Annotated in this window: 17 protein-coding genes and 1 pseudogene; 10 read left to right on the top strand and 8 right to left on the bottom strand. The window is 48.7% G+C overall.

Annotated elements, in window-relative coordinates; translation table 11 throughout:
- Positions 1 to 1,358, bottom strand: a 1,358-nt coding sequence (locus tag BN1044_RS21845; protein ID WP_072310459.1) for an S-type pyocin domain-containing protein, incomplete at its 3' end; no start/stop codon positions are given.
- The gene (locus tag BN1044_RS21850; protein ID WP_072310460.1) at positions 1,358 to 1,855 is read right to left on the bottom strand and encodes a PAAR domain-containing protein; all 498 of its coding nucleotides are present in this window, start codon (positions 1,853 to 1,855) and stop codon (positions 1,358 to 1,360) included. The genes BN1044_RS21850 and BN1044_RS21845, both read right to left, overlap by 1 nt.
- A 296-nt stretch (positions 1,856 to 2,151) precedes the next feature.
- On the opposite strand from BN1044_RS21850, the gene BN1044_RS21855 reads away from it, so the two are divergent.
- Positions 2,152 to 2,376 carry a DNA polymerase III subunit theta gene (locus BN1044_RS21855; RefSeq protein ID WP_072310461.1) on the top strand — a complete coding sequence of 75 codons (225 nt, stop codon included), beginning with the start codon at positions 2,152 to 2,154 and terminating at the stop codon, positions 2,374 to 2,376.
- 12 nt (positions 2,377 to 2,388) lie between these two features.
- On the opposite strand, the gene BN1044_RS21860 is transcribed toward BN1044_RS21855, so the two are convergent.
- The gene (locus BN1044_RS21860; protein ID WP_072310462.1) at positions 2,389 to 3,141 is read right to left on the bottom strand and encodes an SDR family oxidoreductase; all 753 of its coding nucleotides are present in this window, start codon (positions 3,139 to 3,141) and stop codon (positions 2,389 to 2,391) included.
- Between the two features lie 158 nt (positions 3,142 to 3,299).
- On the opposite strand from BN1044_RS21860, the gene BN1044_RS21865 reads away from it, so the two are divergent.
- The 5 genes from BN1044_RS21865 to BN1044_RS21885 all read left to right on the top strand — a co-directional run bounded on the left by BN1044_RS21865 (position 3,300) and on the right by BN1044_RS21885 (position 7,371).
- A complete protein-coding gene (locus BN1044_RS21865) occupies positions 3,300 to 3,689 on the top strand; it encodes a helix-turn-helix domain-containing protein (RefSeq protein WP_025796861.1) in 390 nt (129 codons plus the stop codon).
- A 20-nt stretch (positions 3,690 to 3,709) separates the two neighbouring features.
- Positions 3,710 to 4,819 (top strand): SLC13 family permease, encoded by a 1,110-nt coding sequence (locus tag BN1044_RS21870; RefSeq protein WP_072310463.1) that lies wholly within the window; start codon positions 3,710 to 3,712, stop codon positions 4,817 to 4,819.
- A gap of 167 nt (positions 4,820 to 4,986) precedes the next feature.
- Entirely contained in the window at positions 4,987 to 5,757 is a 771-nt protein-coding gene (locus BN1044_RS21875) for an amino acid ABC transporter substrate-binding protein (protein WP_040044839.1), read from the top strand.
- A 175-nt stretch (positions 5,758 to 5,932) separates the two neighbouring features.
- Positions 5,933 to 6,628, top strand: coding sequence for an amino acid ABC transporter permease (locus BN1044_RS21880; RefSeq protein ID WP_072310464.1), 696 nt, complete (start codon positions 5,933 to 5,935; stop codon positions 6,626 to 6,628).
- 269 nt (positions 6,629 to 6,897) lie between these two features.
- Positions 6,898 to 7,371 (top strand): DUF805 domain-containing protein, encoded by a 474-nt coding sequence (locus BN1044_RS21885; protein ID WP_072310465.1) that lies wholly within the window; start codon positions 6,898 to 6,900, stop codon positions 7,369 to 7,371.
- 1,130 nt (positions 7,372 to 8,501) lie between these two features.
- On the opposite strand, the gene BN1044_RS21900 is transcribed toward BN1044_RS21885, so the two are convergent.
- The gene (locus BN1044_RS21900; RefSeq protein ID WP_072310468.1) at positions 8,502 to 9,347 is read right to left on the bottom strand and encodes a helix-turn-helix domain-containing protein; all 846 of its coding nucleotides are present in this window, start codon (positions 9,345 to 9,347) and stop codon (positions 8,502 to 8,504) included.
- Between the two features lie 404 nt (positions 9,348 to 9,751).
- Here BN1044_RS21900 and BN1044_RS21905 point away from each other — a divergent pair, with 404 nt between their 5' ends.
- Positions 9,752 to 11,149, top strand: coding sequence for an MFS transporter (locus BN1044_RS21905; RefSeq protein ID WP_072310469.1), 1,398 nt, complete (start codon positions 9,752 to 9,754; stop codon positions 11,147 to 11,149).
- A 33-nt stretch (positions 11,150 to 11,182) separates the two neighbouring features.
- On the top strand, positions 11,183 to 13,195 hold the full coding sequence (locus BN1044_RS21910; protein WP_081329649.1) for a glycoside hydrolase family 127 protein: 2,013 nt from the start codon (positions 11,183 to 11,185) through the stop codon (positions 13,193 to 13,195).
- Positions 13,196 to 13,397: 202 nt separating this feature from the next.
- On the opposite strand, the gene BN1044_RS23640 is transcribed toward BN1044_RS21910, so the two are convergent.
- The 4 genes from BN1044_RS23640 to rnm form a co-directional block, all read right to left on the bottom strand.
- Complete coding sequence (locus tag BN1044_RS23640; RefSeq protein ID WP_168780280.1) at positions 13,398 to 13,661, bottom strand: hypothetical protein; 264 nt, start codon at positions 13,659 to 13,661, stop codon at positions 13,398 to 13,400.
- Between the two features lie 313 nt (positions 13,662 to 13,974).
- A complete protein-coding gene (locus BN1044_RS21920) occupies positions 13,975 to 14,220 on the bottom strand; it encodes a DUF2766 family protein (protein ID WP_004093204.1) in 246 nt (81 codons plus the stop codon).
- Positions 14,221 to 14,287: 67 nt separating this feature from the next.
- Positions 14,288 to 14,908, bottom strand: a complete 621-nt coding sequence (locus BN1044_RS21925; RefSeq protein WP_040044834.1) for an L-threonylcarbamoyladenylate synthase — start codon at positions 14,906 to 14,908, stop codon at positions 14,288 to 14,290.
- 57 nt (positions 14,909 to 14,965) lie between these two features.
- Positions 14,966 to 15,850, bottom strand: coding sequence for an RNase RNM (rnm, locus tag BN1044_RS21930; protein WP_072310470.1), 885 nt, complete (start codon positions 15,848 to 15,850; stop codon positions 14,966 to 14,968).
- A gap of 479 nt (positions 15,851 to 16,329) precedes the next feature.
- Here rnm and BN1044_RS21935 point away from each other — a divergent pair, with 479 nt between their 5' ends.
- Together BN1044_RS21935 and BN1044_RS24330 are read left to right on the top strand one after the other, a co-directional pair.
- Complete coding sequence (locus BN1044_RS21935) at positions 16,330 to 17,892, top strand: anthranilate synthase component 1 (RefSeq protein ID WP_072310471.1); 1,563 nt, start codon at positions 16,330 to 16,332, stop codon at positions 17,890 to 17,892.
- A pseudogene (locus BN1044_RS24330) lies at positions 17,892 to 18,465 on the top strand (glutamine amidotransferase-related protein); the annotation flags it as partial. The gene BN1044_RS21935 and the pseudogene BN1044_RS24330, both read left to right, overlap by 1 nt.
- Between the last annotated feature and the right edge of the window lie 15 nt (positions 18,466 to 18,480).

Here is an 18,480-nt window from a genome sequence, read left to right on the forward strand (position 1 = left end):
CAATATTTCCCCTGCCTAGATCGACGTTTAAAGTCACTGTATAGCTCCACCTCCAAAAACTCTACCGGCGGCTTACTCAGATAGATATAAATCGGGGGCATATCCGTACCTAGGAAAATCAGGATGTAATCCTCAAAATCCCCTTCAGTCGGCGCGGGATAGCTCTCGATATCGCTTCCGACCTTCTCCGGTATCGGCAGTACCGTTATGGACGATGGTAAGCTTGGGCTGCCTTGATGCCCCGTATTCGAAGGAATATCTAACTCTAGCTTGTCAGGGTTCCAGTAAATCGTAACCGGCTTTACCCCCTCTGTCGTAAACTCATACAGCCCAGTCTTCGTGTTGAGCTTCATCTCACGCACGGGGACTTCAGATAAACCGCTTTCCGTTGGTGTGTGATAGCCTTTCGGGGATAAACTCCCATGCCCATCATCCTCCCAACGAAAACGCACCCGTGTTGGCGCTTTGCCACCGGACTCTGCCAACTGAGCTAATCTCATTTGGTCGATGAAATCCTGCTCTCCGCTGTTAAGCGTTCGAGGCATCATACCGATAAGAGCCACCGCAATCGGCGCTCCCGCACCGGCAGCGGCAATTTCACCAAACGGAACCACGGCGCGAACAGCCCATGATCCCGCCGTAATGAAACGACCACCGACCCACTCAAGCGCCGCCGAACCTGATGGAAACACTGTGCTAGCCGCTACAGGCACGGCGACTGCCGGTGCTGCGGATGATGCTCCGCCAAAGAGCTTTTTGTACCACGGTTTTTCCGGCTCGGGAGGCGGTGATGCGGGCCGTTTCGCACTCTGCGCATGTTGCTCAGGTTCAGGCAACGGCACCGCGCGAAAATACCCCATCAGCGCAAAGTTCTCGTGCGTCTCCGGCCCCGTTCCTGCCTCGGTATTTCCTTCACCACGCTCTTGTGATTTGGCAAATACAGGCATAGAACGTTTTGCCTGCTCTTTCGCCTTATTCTCAGCCCGTTCAGCCGCATCTGCTGCTATCTTTGCGGCCTGCTTTTCTGCAGATTGCTGTGCTGGCGATAACCCTGCGCCAAGCCACTGCCCAAACGGGGCAATGATCCGGTTACTGCCAGAGGGACAGCCGCACAGAACAATTGCACCATCTACCGCCAACACCTTACCCATGATAATAAAGCTGGGCTCGCCCTCAATGACGCGCCCACGTTTGCCGCATTTTGGGCATTCCGTCGTACTATCACCAACCCTGATAACCGCATGACCGTAGACCATATATTGGCTGGTAGGCAGTGAAGCAATCAACTTTGCTCCGGTTGTCGTTTTGTCACAGGATAATGCCTTACCCTTACCCATAATGTTCGGTCGGTAGCCCATTACCTAAGCTCCACCAGAAAATCATCGGGCATTGCCTCTCCTAAACGTTTGATAATCAGCAGGCTATCCTGAGGCGTATTGATAATTTCATCACCATTATCTAAACCGCTGCCCACCAGCGCGGCTTGAACCTGTCCAAAGCGATGCTCTTTACCCGCTCCACTTGAAATCAGTGTCGTCGTACCATCAGGATAAATTACGCTATCGCCCACTTTTGCTAGTTGTACCGATGAACCATTTTTCAGATTAATCAGCACCCCACTCGAGGCTATTTTGACCGTTCCGCCGCCTCTGGTCTGGCTACCTTCTGCTGCAAAGCGAAAAATCCCGATGGGAGGATGAGCGCGAATATAGGCTTCCTGCTCTTGGATAATTGCCATGCTATCGTCACTTAGGGTTGATAGCGCTTCGTCGCTAAACGGCGATACATCAAGGTTTGAGAGTATTTCAGGTGTGAGCTCATTCGTGTACATCTGGGGGAGTTTATTGGTCGTCATGCAGCAATAGCCCTTATTAATGAATGGTTATAAGTTAAACATTACATTAAGAAAACTATCGGTGACTACAACGGAAGATCTGAAATTGCAGCATTTATTCAGCGATACTGGACTTATCCCAACCCAGCAATGATTAAATATTTTGCAGTGTTTGAGTTTGTACTCTGCTGTTTTGTCTCTGTAGTATTCACGCTTGAGACAGGTTCGAGCGCTACGGCCCTGCTTTTCATTAGCAATAAGCCATAGAGTCAAACGAAACATTCTGGAATAATGAAGCCGACGCAACAGGAGGTCATATGAGTTTCAATCTGGCAAATCTTCCTCAAGAAGAGATGGACAAAGTCAATGTCGACTTAGCTGCAGGCGGCGTATCTTATAAAGAGCGCTATCACATGCCGGTTATTGCGGAACTGGTTGAGCGTGAGCAGCCTGAACATTTGCGGACCTATTTTCGTGAGCGCCTGGCTTATTATCGCACCCTACGCATTGATACCCTGCCATACGAACCGCCAATGAAATAATGTCTGTCTAAGCTATTTTCCACCGGCCAAATCAAGCAAGCTGCCGGTGGAATAAGACGCCTCATCCGACAATAGCCAAACGATGGCTGCGGCAACTTCTTCTGGCTGTCCACCACGCTGCATCGGTAATGAGGCTTTTATTCGATCGACACGATTGGCCTCGCCTCCATCCGCATGCATTTCCGTATAAATAAACCCTGGCCGTACGCCGTTAACGCGGATCCCTTCCCCCGCCACCTCTACTGATAACCCTTTCGTCAGCGTATCCATCGCGCCTTTGCTGGCCGCATAATCCAGATATTCGAAAGGAGCACCACTTTTGGCTGCCGCAGAAGAAACGTTCACAATCGCTCCACCGCGCCCTCCGTGGCGTTTTGCCATCCGCTTAACCGCTTCTCGGCAACACAAAAAAGTCCCGGTCACGTTAATACGCAGAATCTGGTTAATTCTTTCTGCCGTTAAGCTTTCTATTGTGGACTGGGTTTGCAAAATCCCAGCGTTATTCACCAGCGCATCCAACCGTCCCCAATGTCGATCAATTTGGTTAAACATATCGCAAACGGCCATTTCATCCTCAATATTGGCGCAGAGCAGCAAACACTCTTGCCCCAAAGCCGCTATTTCAAGCGCCAGCGTCTGTGCGGCTGCATGGTTTTGAGAGTAATTAATGCACACGCGATAGCCACGTTTAGCGAGTAATAATGCCGTAGCCCGCCCTATACCGCGGCTGGCACCGGTCACGAGAGCAACTGGAGATGAATTCACAGCGATTCCTTGTTAAATTAATGTTCATCGCCAGTGTAGCTGAGGTTGAAACGGCTTCAAGTATGATGGGTATTATCATGGGTATAGAGGTAAACGCCATGATGTCGTAATATGTAGTAGACGGCATGTTGCTAATGAGAACGATTACCGGAGAACGAATGACGCAGAACGAACGCAATATTGCCCTAGTATGTGCGCTAAGCGAGTGGATAGAGCAGCATCTAGGCCGCGATATTTATCTAGATGAGCTGGCCCGCTACTCTGGATATTCACTGTGGCATATGCAGAAAATTTTTCGTGAAACAACCGGCATGTCCTTAGGCCGCTATATTCGCGAACGTAAGTTGTCTGGTGCAGCAAAACGTTTACGCCACACCGAAGAGTCAATTATCGATATCGCGGTGTACTACGGCTTTGCCTCGCAGTCACATTTCACCTATATGTTCCGCAAGCATTTCGACATTACGCCAACCAACTATCGGCTTCAAACCGACATTCAACTGTCTACTATTCAGCCCCTGCACGTGATGTATAAACAAAGCGCCTGAACTCACTGAGAAACAGCATCATGCAAACCTCGTTACGTCACGTTCTCGGCGCTGTTTTGCGCGATCGTTTACTGCAATTTCTCCTGCTTGCTGGCGTAATATTGGCCTGTTTTACGTCTTCCCCGCTGCGCGATTATCCTCACTGGATCGATTGGCCCACCATTACCACCCTGCTCGGGCTGCTGCTGCTGACGAAAAGCGTTGAGATGAGCGGCTATTTCGATTGGCTGGGGCGAAAAATGATGGCTCGCCTCAGCAATGAACGCACCTTAGCGCTGTTTATGGTTGTGGCTTCTGCGCTGCTTTCCACATTTCTTACCAACGATGTGGCCCTTTTCATCGTGGTTCCACTCACGATAACGTTAAAAAAGCTCAGCGCCTTACCCGTGACCCGTTTAATCATCTTTGAAGCATTGGCGGTCAACGTAGGTTCTTTGCTGACGCCGATTGGCAATCCACAAAACATTTTGCTGTGGAATCATAGCGGCCTGTCGTTCAGCGCCTTTATTGGACAAATGCTGCCTTTGTCTGGCGTGCTGCTGTTTCTGCTATTGCTGTTCACGCTGATGTTTTTCCCAAACAAAACCATTCGCCCTCTAGCCGATCGCCAAGACAGCTCACGCAAGCGCGGGCTATTGCTGGCCTGTGCGGTGCTCTATGGGGTGTTTCTCGTTAGCGTTGATTTAGGCTTGCCCTATCTCGGACTGTTAATCGTGCTGGTCGCCTTACTGTGTTTGTCTCCCAAAGTTATTTTGCTGGTCGATTGGGCGCTTATTTTCATTTTCATGGCGATGTTTATTGATGTGAAATTACTCACTCAGTTACCGGCGCTATTACCGCTAACTGAAAACATGCAGCATCTTTCAACGTTTGGCACTTACACGATCGGCATTCTGCTCTCTCAGGTTATCAGTAACGTGCCGGCTACCATTTTGCTGCTGGGTTTTATTCCTGCCACCACCACGCTGGCCTACGCCGTGAATATTGGTGGATTTGGGTTTGCGCTGGGATCAATGGCCAACCTCATCGCCTTACGCATGGCAAATGAAAAGCGCATCTGGCTGACGTTTCATCTATTTTCTATTCCCGCTCTTATCATCTCTGCGGCGCTTGGCTGGTGGTTAATCTAAACTGATAAGCACTGCGTGATTTTTAGGCTTTATTCCATTTGGTTATTGATAATCGCAGAATGTGATTTAGCAAACCGCAGACAATGGTTTAGCTTCATCATCAATAACGGAGCGCAATTACCTGCGTTTTTTTAAACAAATAATTAAAGTAAGACATTGGGATACCTATGAAAAAAATGACCTTGGCTCTGCTTGCAACCTCATTATTTGCTACCTCCGCACTGGCTCAAGCAGCCGATGATCTGGCGGCAATTAAGTCTGCTGGCGTGATGAAATTCGGAACAGAAGGCACCTATGCGCCTTATACCTACCATGACAAAAGCGGCAAGCTGGTTGGTTTTGACGTGGATGTCGCCCGAGCCGTGGCAGAAAAAATGGGCGTTAAGCCTGAGTTTGTCGAAGGTCGTTGGGATGGTTTGATTGCGGGCTTAAGCGCTAAACGCTACGACGCGGTCATTAACCAAGTCGGCGTTACCGACGAGCGTAAAGCCAAGTTTGATTTCTCTCAGCCTTATATCGGTTCTAAAGCGGTGCTGGTTGTCCGTGATGACAACACCACCATCAAAAGCTTTGCTGATTTAAAAGGCCAGAAAGCGGCTCAAAGCCTGACCAGTAACTATTCAAAACTGGCGACTAAAAACGGCGCAGATTTAGTGCCAACCGATGGATTCAACCAATCATTGGATCTGGTGTTAAGCGGCCGTGCAGCGGCAACGTTAAACGACAACCTGTCATTCTTGGATTTCAAAAAGCATAAGCCAGACGCGAAAGTTAAAATCGTCGCAACCGATGAAAATACCGAGAACTCAGCGATTCTGCTGCGTAAAGATCAGCCTGAATTAGTGAAAGCGGTAAATAAAGCGCTGGATGAAATGAAAGCTGATGGCACTTATAAAACGATTTCTGTACGCTACTTCGGTCAGGACGTTTCTCAGTAATCGTCTTTAACACTATAGCCAAAATAGTGACAAGCCTGCCTCTGTGAATCCTTAACTGGGTATCACTTCATGAGGCGGGCTGTTGTATTTAGGAAGACCGCTTTTGGACATACTGTTTTTAGACATATCGTTTTAAGGCATATTTTTTAGACTTACTGTATTAGGAGTACGGCATATGGCATGGCTACACAGCCTGACTGACTATATTCACGGCCTTGCCTGGCTACAGCTGATGATGGATTCGTTTTGGAGTCTGCTGTCTGCAGGACTGCAATTCACGCTGCCTTTAGCAATCCTCTCTTTTATTGGCGGGATTATTCTCGGCTTTATTACCGCATTGGTGCGCTTATACGCCCCAAAACCGGTCAAGTGGATTTTTGATTTCTACGTATGGGTTATTCGTGGCACGCCGCTGTTAGTACAGTTGTTCTTAATCTTTTATGGTTTACCGAGTGCGGGGATCACTCTCGATGCGTTTCCGGCGGCGCTGATTGGTTTCACGCTCAGCGTGGGTGCCTATACCTCTGAAATCATCCGTGGGGCGATTATCTCAGTGCCTAAAGGCCAGTGGGAAGCGTCTTATTCTATCGGCATGAGCAGTTCACAGGCCATGCACCGCGTGATCCTGCCACAGTCGGTATTCGTATCGCTACCGCCGCTGTCTAACTCATTTATCTCGCTTATCAAAGATACGTCACTGGCCGCGGTTATCACCGTACCTGAGATGTTCTTGGCGGCGCAGCGCATTGTTTCTGTCACTTACGAGCCGCTGATTTTATATGTAGAAGCGGCGCTGATTTATCTGGTATTCAGCACGGTGCTGGGAAAACTGCAAAACAAGCTTGAAGTGTATTACCGCCGCTACGAGTAAGTTTTTGTTATCAGCCCTACGCTTCCCAATTTCTGATTACGTTCATTCCGCATCACCTACCCCAAAGAAATAACAATTTTCTTTGGGGTATATTTTTTTCCTTTGCTTACATGATAAAAACTGAATGCCCCCTAATACGTCATGCAGTGGACGAAGATCCCGTCAGTAGCGCTTTGCAAACATTGCTAATAAATATCTATCAGATGAAATCCCTTCTATTTGTGTGTATAAAGAAACCTTACTTTTATCACTAATTGGAAAGAAGTTAGATGTTTTTTTTAAAAAACGGGATCGAGGGTTACAGGAAGGCATTTTGCTACAAAGGCGTAGCCAGTCGCCGGGCTTATTTCTTTTTTGCATTGTTTCAGTTGCCGATGTTTTGTCTGCTCGTACTGGCTTCATTTTATCTGAGCAGCATTTTTATGGTTAATTCAAACTTACAGATCATGCCAGGGACGGTAATACTGGCTGTCATCGGTTTTTTTATCGTCCTCGCTATTGGGATTTATACCTGGCTGGCCGGGCTTGCGTTCTGTGTCCGTCGACTGCATGACATTGGTTTGAGCGGATGGGTATTACTTATCCCAATTATTATTGCTTTTGCTATTGAGACTATCGGAGAAGGAGTAGGACCTATCGTTAACGGTGTTTTCCTCCTAGGGCTGATGCTGGCGAAGTCAAAAACAGATAATAATAAATACCAGTTTGATACAACTTCAAGGGCTAGAGATATTCCAAGTTGATACAATCATAAACTGCTTAATATATAGGCTATAAACTTGGCAAATCAGGTGCTGAACTACTAGGTGATAAGGTTGGGGGCTTATGATAAATAGTATCTTTAGTACCATTGAAGAACTCATTATGGCCGTACTTGCGACAATTGCTTTGCTATCGACATTACTTTGCTTTATCCAAAATCTGTCATCAAAAGAAACTTCCAAGAAACGTGTGCTTTATTTATGGCTAGATTCAATAAACTCCCTACTCAAGTATTGATCTATCGGGATGGCGGATTCCTTTTTCATAATAGCGTTGCTGGCAAGAGAAAGTGGGTTCTACACAAGAGATATGAACAAGGATGAGGTAAGATTCATCAAATCCCATCCTAAGGAGCAAACAAGATGGCTAAAACTGAAAGTGATTTTAGTCACAATGAGTTTTGCTTCATATGTTGCAGCCTTCGCTTTCTATTTGATGGTAATAAAAAAATGAATGTAGTAGCGCAATTATAAAAGGATCATGCAATGTCAATTAAGGGGGTAATTCGATGGGGTAGCATATTCATCATTATGTTCATATACATATGTGCTTTAGCGCTTATAATCATGGACTACGGCGTAACCTTAAAGTACGCAGACATAGATCAATATGAAAAAATTACAGCAATCAGATGCAATGCCATCGTTGAACAAGTATCTATAACTTTTGTTGAGATTACATATGTTGCATTTTTTGGGTATTTAATCTCCATCGCGTTAATTCTGCTTATTTTTAAAAAAGTACGTTAGATGTACAAAGACTACCAAGATTTCTGGCGGCCTTCACCTCTGTCACCCTAAGCCGTTTATCTTTTTCCGCTTTTAGAACACCTTAAAGTAGTATCAAACAGCAGCAAGAAAGTCACCTTCAACAAGGTGGCTAGGATAGAAACCCTCGAAACACCATGCCGCAGCAACAAAAAGAAAACCCGCCGTCATTTACCGAAAAGTCAGCAAACGAATCAAGCGGGTGCAAATGCATGAGAAACTCTATGTCGAAGTTATTCAACAAATGGATAATATCATTACACATTTAATTAACAATTTATCTTCATGATTTTGTGAGCAGGATCATCAAATTAAGCATTTGTGCCGTGCTAGAGCGGCTCTCTTTAGTCCGAATTAATATGTTCCTTACAGTAGCGGCGCTTATATGCCACCGGTGTGAGCCCAATCTGCTTACGAAAGATCTGCCTAAAATAGCCTACATCGTTAAACCCGCTACGTTCAGCCACTTCGGTTAATGAACACATATCATTTAACAGCAGCCTCTCTGCGCTGCTCACACGCTGCCGATGAATCGCCTCTGTTAAGGTCACACCAAACGTTTTACGAAATACTCGTCCCAAATAGTCAGGGTTACAAAACAGCTGCTCAGCTAATGATGCTGTGCTCATCGGTAAATGATACTGGGTTTTAATCAGCTGCCTAGCCTTATAGGCTAAGGCAACGCCTGAGTGGGTTATATTGGCATCATCCGGTAGCCCAGCCGATATTTGTTGTAGCATAAGCAATAATATAAGCGCTAATGCTGGGGATTGTTTTCTATTTTCTTGCTCACTAAGAAATTGGCGAAATAAAGAACTAATATATTGTGGTTCATGAGCCTTACAATGTTGAGGAATAGACAACAACGTCGCCGTTGAGCTATTACATCCATGTTTCATAGCCGTTTCGTTAATATCAAATGAATAGATATCAAAATGCAGCCAATAAAATTTTAGATCAAGCGGAAACGTCTCTAATCCGACATGGTGACACAGTGGTCTTAGCAGGAGAATTTCGCCAGCAGAAACATAAAAATCGGCATCGCCTTCACGAATGGCCAGCGTTCCACTCTCAACAAAAATCAACTCCCATGAGGAGAGTGTCCTTGCCGGATGAGCGCCCACGCCGCGTGAAATAAACAACCCACCGTTTTGTACCGTAAGTGGAAAATCAACAGTGACCTCAAGCATTGGCAGTTACCTGTGGATAAATTTGGCTTAGTCTAGCCTACAAAGACGCCACCCTCGTGTTTTAAAAATAGACTAACCGATCGCCTTCACACTTTTCTTATTAAGTCGGAATCGTCATCTTTTTATACTTTTCCCTCCCCTTGTTGCTCCCTATGCTCTGTGCCAGATTAATAACCGTCGACACCAGAAATAAACATAAAAAATAATGAACTCCCTAAAGTGAATAAATAAATTTATACCCAACATAATTCGAGTTGTATTGAGCAGCAAGTGAGCGCATCCCAATGAATCTTACTCAGGTAAGTCATTCAGGTGCACAAACACAGCGAACAAAAATGCAGCTTGAAGTATGGCGGGTATATTCACTTCGGCATGATTACGTCGCCAATATGCGAGGATTCAACATGACCGCTACGCCCATTAATCAAACTGATTTTGTCGCTAAAAATAATAAAGAATCACTGAGTATTCGGGAAAAAATTGGCTATGGCTTAGGCGATGCCGGCGGCACCGTCATTACCTGCCTCATCATGAATTTTCTCACCTTTTTTTATACCGATATTTTTGGCCTGACGCCGGCCTTGGTCGGCACGTTGTTCATTGCCCTACGCGTGATTGACGCCATCTCAGATCCGCTGATGGGGATTCTCGCCGATCGAACCCACAGCCGCTGGGGGCGTTTTCGTCCGTGGCAGCTGTGGATTGCTTTACCCATCGGCATCGTCGGCATACTGACCTTTACGGTGCCTGACGTCAGTATGAACATGAAAATACTGTGGGCGTTCATAACCTATTTTTTGCTCTCCATTAGCTACACCGCGATTAATGTGCCCTATTGTGCGCTGATAAACACCATGACGACCCGCCATAGCGAAGTCATTTCCTGCCAATCATGGCGCTTTGTGTTGTGTGGCGTCGCCGGTTTTCTGGTATCGGTTGGGTTACCTTGGCTGGTTAAGGTATTGGGGCAAGGCGATCAGGCGGCGGGTTATCAGTTAGGCGTCGGCGTACTGTGTGCCGTGGCCGTTGTCATGTTCCTATGCTGCTTCTTCTGGGTGAGAGAGCGGATCCCGCTGGCGTTGATGGGAAAATTTACCCTGCGCGAGCATCTGTCCGGGCTGCGCCGTAACGATCAAATGCTGCTGGTGCTCGTGATGTCATTCCTGCTGATCAACGTATTTAACCTACGTGGCGGCGGCTATATGTATTTCATCACTTACGTATTACAAGGCAGCACCGGATTTGCATCGCTCTTCTTCACCATGGTCACCGTTGCCTCCATACTTGGCGCGATTATTGTCAGCCCGCTGTCGCGCAAGTTTGACACCGTCCGCCTGTACTACGTCACCAATCTTATCCTCGCGCTACTGGCCGTTATTATGTGGTTTATCCCAACCGGCCCGCAATTTCAAACGCTGTGGCTCGCGGTGATCCTGGGGAACGGGATTATTCTCGGGTTCACCCTGCCGCTGCATTTCTCCATCATGGCTTTCGCCGACGACTACGGCGAATGGAAAAATGGGATCCGTTCTTCCGGCATGAACTTCGCTTTCAATCTGTTCTTTATCAAGCTTGCATGGGCATCCAGCGCCGGTGTTTTGAGCTTGGTATTCATCTGGGTTGCCTATCAACCGGGGATGGAGAATCAAACGCCTGCCTCGCTAAACGGCATGACTTCGCTCGAAACCTTGCTACCCGCTTTTTTCCATTTAGCGCTGGCTTTCGCTATTCGATTCTGCCGCCTGAATAACCCAATGATGAGCCGCATTGCTCACGATCTACACCTTCGCCATGCGGGTTAGACCTAATTTGCCATCTTTTTAGGAGCCGTAAATATGAGTTTTTTAGAAACCATTCAGTCCAACGCCACCGCGCCAAGTGTCTTAGTACAGGCTCAAGAACTGGATTTAAACCATGTGCACGTTAACGATCCATTTTTAGGCCAGTATCAACGGCTGGTTCGCGACGTGGTGATCCCTTACCAGTGGGATGCACTCAACGACCGTATCAGCGACGCAGAACCCAGCCACGCTATCGAAAATTTCCGCATCGCCGCTGGGCTAGAAAAAGGTGAGTTTTACGGCATGGTTTTTCAAGACAGCGACGTCGCCAAGTGGCTAGAGGCCGTTGCGTGGTCCTTGTGCCAAAAAGCCGACCGCGAATTAGAGCGCACCGCCGAGCATGTTATTGAACTGATTGAAGCAGCTCAGTGCGAGGATGGTTATCTCAATACTTACTTCACCGTGAAAGCGCCACAGGAGCGCTGGACGAACCTTGCCGAGTGCCATGAACTTTACTGCGCAGGGCATATGATTGAGGCCGGTGTGGCGTGGTTTCAGGCCACGGGCAAACGTCGCCTGCTTAACGTAGTTTGTCGACTAGCTGATCATATCGATAGCGTTTTCGGCCCCAATGAAAACCAACTGCATGGTTATCCTGGGCATCCTGAAATTGAGCTGGCCTTAATGCGTTTGTATGAAGTTACCGGCCATTCGCGTTACATGAAGCTCACTCAGTATTTTGTTGAGCAGCGAGGTGCTCAGCCACCACACCAGCCGCAACACTATTACGATCAAGAATATGAAAAACGTGGGAAAACCTCTTATTGGAATACCTACGGCCCCGCGTGGATGGTCAAAGACAAGGCCTATAGCCAAGCACACCAGCCGCTAGCGCTACAAGAAAGCGCCATTGGGCATGCGGTACGTTTTGTTTATTTATTGGCTGGCGTCGCGCATTTGGCCCGCTTAAATCACGACGAAGAAAAACGCCAAATTTGTTTACGCCTGTGGAACAACATGGTGCAACGCCAGCTGTACATTACCGGAGGCATTGGCTCGCAGAGCAGTGGTGAAGCCTTTAGTTCCGATTACGATTTGCCTAACGATACGGTATACGCCGAAAGCTGCGCGTCGATTGGTCTGATGATGTTTGCCAACCGCATGCTGCAAATGGAAGGCGATAGCCAATATGCCGATGTTATGGAACGCGCCCTTTACAATACGGTGCTCGGCGGTATGGCGCTCGATGGACGCCATTTTTTCTACGTCAATCCACTGGAAGTTCATCCGAAAAGCATTCCGTTTAACCACATCTACGATCACGTAAAACCGATCCGCCAGCGCTGGTTTGGCTGCGCCTGCTGCCCACCCAACATTGCGCGCATTTTAACCTCTATCGGCCATTACATTTACACCCAGCGCGACGATGCTTTGTATATCAATTTATATGTCGGCAATGAAACCACATTGGATAATGGGCTAAAAATATCGATAGCCGGCAACTATCCTTGGGATGAACATGTCAGCCTGAAAATCCGCACCACAAAGCCTGTTCGCCAAGCCTTAGCGTTACGGCTGCCTGAATGGTGCGCCTCTCCACTAGTTTTATTGAACGGTGCTCCCTGCGACGGAATGATTAAACGTGGTTATCTGCACATCTCGCGAGAATGGCAAAATAACGATCATATTGAGATGATCTTGCCGATGCCGGTACGCCGCGTATATGGCAATCCGCTCCTGCGCCACGTTGCGGGGAAAGTGGCGATCCAGCGCGGTCCGTTGGTTTACTGCTTAGAACAAGCCGACAACGGTGCTGAATTACATAATCTTTCCCTTCCCATCGATAGCACATTTACCCTGCTGGAAGGCCAAGGTATTTTCGCCCATAAAATGCTGATTCAGACGATGGGAACTCGCGTGGTGAGTGATAATGCCGCCCATCAGCCGCTGTATCGCTATGACTCTGCACCGGAGAAACAAGAACAGCAGAAGCTGACCTTTATCCCGTGGTTTAGCTGGGCTAATCGCGGTGAGGGGGAGATGAGGATATGGGTGGGGGAAAGATAGTTTATAGATGGTTAAGGGTTTTGACCGCTGATGCTGCTTATGTGCTTATGTGTTTATGTGTTTATGTGTTTATGTGTTTATGTGTTTATGTGCTTGCGGTGTAAGGTTTCGACCGCCTCTTAGCAACGGTATTCACATATAAATTAAGTCGAAGGCGTCCGATGAGAGCCCCGTTGCGCGGGGGCTCTCAACTCGCGCGCTTTTATCCGAGATGCCATCTCCGCTCCGGTTTGGTATCGCCCATCCCGGGCGCCCCAAACTCCACCGGTACATCCCTGTACCGGCGGCTCGTTCTACCAAAACCTAAACAGTTAAAAGAAAATAGAAAGATAGAAAGATAGAAAGATAGAAAGATAGAAAGATAGAAAATATCTTTGGTCTTTTTATCTTTGTTGCCTTTTTTTATGTTTAAAGAATGCATTTTAGAGCCGCCAGCAGGGATGCTGGTGGCAGGTTGAGGGCGCACAGGACGTGCGCTCCGAGACCGGTCGGACAAACGACTCGGTAAAAAGCGCGAGAGTCGAGAGGTTGCGCGCTGGCAACCTTTCGTCGGACGCCTACGCCAGCCGTCTCATAGAAACGCAAATGCTCACGGGCGGACGAAATCTTTCACCGCTCTCACATTAAAGATTCTATATACAAGGCGGCGTTGCTTGAGCCGCCTCACTCGAACGCCTACGCCAGCGGTTTCATGGAAACACATTTGCGCATGGGCGTTCGAAACCCTTCACTTCTCTCACATTAAAGATTCGGAATAGAAGTCGTACCACACCTTACCGTTAGTGCGCCTGTTCCTGCTGAGCAAACTTCAACTCAATCAGCGCAATCGCCTTTTGCACGCCGCGCTTGGTGACAGGGTCAATGCTGGCCTTGTCAAAATTAATGCTCTTCAGCTGGCTGGCCATTTTTTCGCGCACTTCGGTAGGCGCAATCACATCAATAACGTCTAAAATCTGCTTAATTACCAGCTGGCAGGCAACCAGATCGGACGCCAGTTCTTCACTCTCAGTCAGCATCTGAGACATACATTTTCCTTTTTAAATTCAAATTTGCTCGTGTGAAAATCAGCAGGAATTTTATTCCTGCGGGTTATTACATAAATGGCTTCGGATCGCCCGCGCCAACGCGCACCACTTCCGGCGAATCTTCGGTCAGATCAATCACCGTGGTTGGCTGCTGGCCTAAGAAACCACCGTGGATAACCAAGTCCACCACTTTACCCAATGAATCTTGGATCTCTTCCGGATCGGACTCCGCAAAATCATTGCCCGGCAGCATCAGCGTAGTCGACATTAACGGCTCGCCGAGCGCGGCCAACAGGTCCAGCGCAATCGGGTTAGACGGCACACGTAAGCCAATCGTCTTGCGCTTTTCGCTCATCAAGCGACGCGGCACTTCTTTCGTGGCCTTCAGAATAAAGGTGTAGTTGCCCGGCGTATTATTCTTGATGAGACGAAATGCGGTGTTATCGACAAACGCATAGGTCGAGATCTCAGACAGGTCGCGGCACACCAAGGTGAAATTATGGTTACTGTCTAACTGACGGATACGACAAATACGCTCCATCGCGTTTTTCTCACCCAGCATACAACCCAGCGCATAGCCGGAGTCCGTTGGATAGACGATAACGCCGCCCTTGCGCAGAACTTCCACACACTGACTAATCAGGCGCGGCTGAGGGTTATCCGGGTGAATATAAAAAAGCTGACTCATTGTAATTCCTCATTATTCAGGACGTTGTCGATAGCTCAGAACGATGAATTGTCTAAGTTACCAATCTCGCCATACAGGCTCAACGCCCGTCGGGAGCCACAATTTGCGGCCCAACTCAATCCACGCGCAGGGCTGATGAAAATCAGAGCCCTGCGAAGCTAATAGCGTAAACTGCAACGCGTAGGCAGCCAACTGCGAACGCTCATTCGGGGCTTGCTGGCACTGTGCGACTTCCATCGCATCGCCGCCCCAGCTTTTAAAATCAGCCAGCAGTCGTTTCAACCACTTATTGCTCAACTGATAGCGGCCCGGATGGGCCACCACGGCCAGTCCACCCGCATGGTGAATCGCAACGATGGCCTCTTCAATTGTACACCACTGAGGCGGAGCGTAACCGGTTTTACCGCGCGCCAGATAATGTTTAAAAACACCACCGACGTTGGTTGCATAGCCTTGCTCCACTAAATAGCGGGCAAAATGACCGCGCGTGATCTCAGCGCCATCGGCAATGCGCATAGCGCCCTCAAGCGCTCCGGGGATACGCGCTTTCTCAAGCCGCAGCGCGATCTCTTTCGCCCGCGCCTGACGGCGAGTCACCTGTTCGCTCAGCAGCGTTTGTAGCTCAGCGCTGTCAATATCGACGTTGAGCCCAACAATGTGGATTTCATGATTCTCCCACAGCGTTGAAATCTCCACGCCCGCAATCAGTTCAAGCTCAAGCCCTTGCTCAGCAATAGCTTGGCGCGCAGCAGGAATACCTGCCGTGGTGTCGTGATCGGTGATGGCCAACGTGGTCACCCCCATTTCTACAGCGCGAGACACCAACTCTGCGCTAGAGAGCAAACCATCAGATGCCGTCGTGTGGCTGTGCAGGTCAAACAGGGGTTGAGGTGACGGTGTCACATCTTCTGATTCAAGCAGTGTATCTTGCAAAATAGCCATCCTATTGCGGTATCTGGCGCTATCATACCTAGGATGCCTAGCCGAGCGCTAACCTATTCACCTAATTCCTAAATCATTCACTGACGCTACGCCCTTTTCTCGCATTTCACATGATTGAAATTTATTCATTTAAAAGGTGTTGACACATAACCATGAAACTAGTTTACTAGTACGCAGGTTCGGTGCTGCCCCATTCTTTTGTAGTACCAACAGCAAGTACCAGCAGAAAAGTACCGACAGAAAATTAAGGTGAATGAGATGCGTAAGATTTCTTTAAACAGTCAGTTTCTAAATCAGGTGCAGGCGTCCGCAATGACCCTTTCTGCACGTTGGTGGCGCGACTCATTCGGTTGGGCGGAGTAACTGTGTTACGGATATGAAATCCAGCACAATCCCGCCCGCACCCTGCGGGCTTTTTTATAGCCAAAATTCAGCAAAAAACGTTTTTAAACAACACTAGCGAACAAGCGGACATAATAATGAATTCGACAAAACCCACTTTGACCTTGTTAACGCAAACGGCGGCCTATCGTAACGATCCCACGGCGCTGTTTCACCTGCTGTGTGGCGCGCGCCCCGCTACGTTACTGTTAGAATCCGCCGAGATCGACAACAAACAAGATCTGAAAAGCCTTTTAGTTATCGATAGCGCCCTGCGTATCACCGCGATGGGCCGCAGCGTCACCCTTCAGGCGCTGACCGAAAACGGTCGTGGCCTGCTTCCGTTGTTAGACGCAGCATTGCCCGCAGACGTTGAGAACGAAATATCCCCAAACCAGCGCGTTCTGCATTTCCCTGCTATCGATACTTTGCAGGATGAAGATGCGCGTTTGAAATCACGCTCGGTGTTTGACGCACTGCGTACCCTGCTCACGCTGGTTATCGTGCCTGAACAGGAACGTGAGGCCATGTTTATCGGGGGGCTGTTCGCCTATGACTTGGTGGCGGGCTTTGAAAATCTCGCGGCGTTAAACAGCGATCAGCGCTGCCCAGATTTTTGCTTCTATCTGGCAGAAACCTTGTTGGTGCTCGATCACCAGCACCGCAGCGCTCGCCTGCAAGCCTCGGTATTTACCGAGAATGCCGCTGAGGCACAGCGTTTGCAGGCTCGTTTAGAGCAGCTAACCCAGCAAATGACGCAGGAGGCTGCGCCCATTACCCATCCTCGCATTGAAAATATGCAGCTGAGCTGCAATTTGAGCGACGACGCTTTTGGTGCCGTGGTCAGCCAAATGCAACAGGCCATCCGTATCGGCGAAATTTTCCAAGTGGTGCCTTCACGCCGTTTCAGCCTGCCGTGCCCTTCTCCACTGGCGGCATACCATACGCTGAAACACAGCAATCCAAGCCCGTATATGTTCTTCATGCAGGATAACGATTTCTCTCTGTTTGGCGCCTCGCCGGAAAGCGCGTTGAAATATGACGCAACCAACCGCCAGATTGAAATCTATCCGATTGCAGGCACTCGCCCACGCGGACGCCGCGCCGATGGCGAATTAGACCGCGATTTAGACAGCCGTATCGAGCTTGAAATGCGTACCGACCATAAAGAACTGGCGGAGCATTTGATGTTAGTCGATTTGGCACGCAACGATCTGGCGCGCATCTGTGAACCGGGCTCACGCTATGTTGCAGACCTGACCAAAGTCGACCGTTACTCGTTCGTCATGCACTTAGTTTCTCGCGTGGTGGGCACCTTGCGCCAAGATCTGGATGTGCTGCACGCCTATCAGGCCTGCATGAACATGGGCACCCTGAGCGGCGCACCAAAAATTCGCGCCATGCAATTAATTTCACAGGCGGAACAAACTCGCCGTGGCAGCTACGGTGGTGCGGTGGGCTATTTCACCGCACACGGTGATTTAGATACCTGCATCGTGATCCGCTCAGCCTACGTAGAAGACGGCATTGCCACCGTTCAAGCCGGTGCTGGTGTGGTTTTAGATTCTGTTCCACAGGCTGAAGCCGACGAAACCCGTAATAAAGCCCGTGCCGTGCTGCGAGCCATCGCCACCGCTCATCACGTGAAAGAGGTGTTCTAATGGCTGACATTCTTCTGCTCGACAATATCGACTCATTTACTTACAACTTGGTCGATCAGCTGCGCTCTAGCGGTCACCGCGTGGTGATTTACCGTAATCAAATTCCTGCCGATGTGATTATCAGCAAACTGGCTGAAATGGAGAATCCGGTCCTGATGCTCTCTCCAGGCCCAGGCACGCCGTCTGAGGCGGGATGTATGCCTGAGCTATTAACCAAGCTGCGCGGCAAATTGCCCATCATCGGTATTTGTCTGGGCCACCAAGCCATTGTGGAAACCTACGGCGGTCACGTGGGTCAAGCGGGTGAGATCCTGCATGGCAAAGCATCGCAGGTTGAACACGACGGCGAAGGCATGTTTGCCGGTTTGCCTTCTCCGCTGCCGGTTGCACGCTACCACTCACTGGTCGGCAGCCAGATCCCGCAAGGATTAACGGTCAATGCCACCTTTAACGGCATGGTGATGGCTGTTCGTCAGGATGAAGATCGCGTGTGTGGTTTCCAGTTCCACCCAGAATCCATTCTTACCACTCAAGGCGCTCGTTTGTTAGAGCAGACGTTGGCTTGGGCATTAGTCTAAATACGATAAA

Origin of the sequence: Hafnia alvei (assembly GCF_900095695.1) — a bacterium.
GTDB lineage: Bacteria > Pseudomonadota > Gammaproteobacteria > Enterobacterales > Enterobacteriaceae > Hafnia > Hafnia alvei_B.

What these genes read in the sequence shown, in the direction of transcription:
- BN1044_RS21850 (WP_072310460.1), bottom strand. Translation starts at nt 1,855, where the DNA reads ATGACGACCAATAAACTCCCCCAGATGTACACGAATGAGCTCACACCT.
- BN1044_RS21855 (WP_072310461.1), top strand. Translation starts at nt 2,152, where the DNA reads ATGAGTTTCAATCTGGCAAATCTTCCTCAAGAAGAGATGGACAAAGTC.
- BN1044_RS21865 (WP_025796861.1), top strand. Translation starts at nt 3,300, where the DNA reads ATGACGCAGAACGAACGCAATATTGCCCTAGTATGTGCGCTAAGCGAG.
- BN1044_RS21870 (WP_072310463.1), top strand. Translation starts at nt 3,710, where the DNA reads ATGCAAACCTCGTTACGTCACGTTCTCGGCGCTGTTTTGCGCGATCGT.
- BN1044_RS21875 (WP_040044839.1), top strand. Translation starts at nt 4,987, where the DNA reads ATGAAAAAAATGACCTTGGCTCTGCTTGCAACCTCATTATTTGCTACC.
- BN1044_RS21880 (WP_072310464.1), top strand. Translation starts at nt 5,933, where the DNA reads ATGGCATGGCTACACAGCCTGACTGACTATATTCACGGCCTTGCCTGG.
- BN1044_RS21885 (WP_072310465.1), top strand. Translation starts at nt 6,898, where the DNA reads ATGTTTTTTTTAAAAAACGGGATCGAGGGTTACAGGAAGGCATTTTGC.
- BN1044_RS21900 (WP_072310468.1), bottom strand. Translation starts at nt 9,347, where the DNA reads ATGCTTGAGGTCACTGTTGATTTTCCACTTACGGTACAAAACGGTGGG.
- BN1044_RS21905 (WP_072310469.1), top strand. Translation starts at nt 9,752, where the DNA reads ATGACCGCTACGCCCATTAATCAAACTGATTTTGTCGCTAAAAATAAT.
- BN1044_RS21910 (WP_081329649.1), top strand. Translation starts at nt 11,183, where the DNA reads ATGAGTTTTTTAGAAACCATTCAGTCCAACGCCACCGCGCCAAGTGTC.
- BN1044_RS21920 (WP_004093204.1), bottom strand. Translation starts at nt 14,220, where the DNA reads ATGTCTCAGATGCTGACTGAGAGTGAAGAACTGGCGTCCGATCTGGTT.
- BN1044_RS21925 (WP_040044834.1), bottom strand. Translation starts at nt 14,908, where the DNA reads ATGAGTCAGCTTTTTTATATTCACCCGGATAACCCTCAGCCGCGCCTG.
- rnm (WP_072310470.1), bottom strand. Translation starts at nt 15,850, where the DNA reads ATGGCTATTTTGCAAGATACACTGCTTGAATCAGAAGATGTGACACCG.
- BN1044_RS21935 (WP_072310471.1), top strand. Translation starts at nt 16,330, where the DNA reads ATGAATTCGACAAAACCCACTTTGACCTTGTTAACGCAAACGGCGGCC.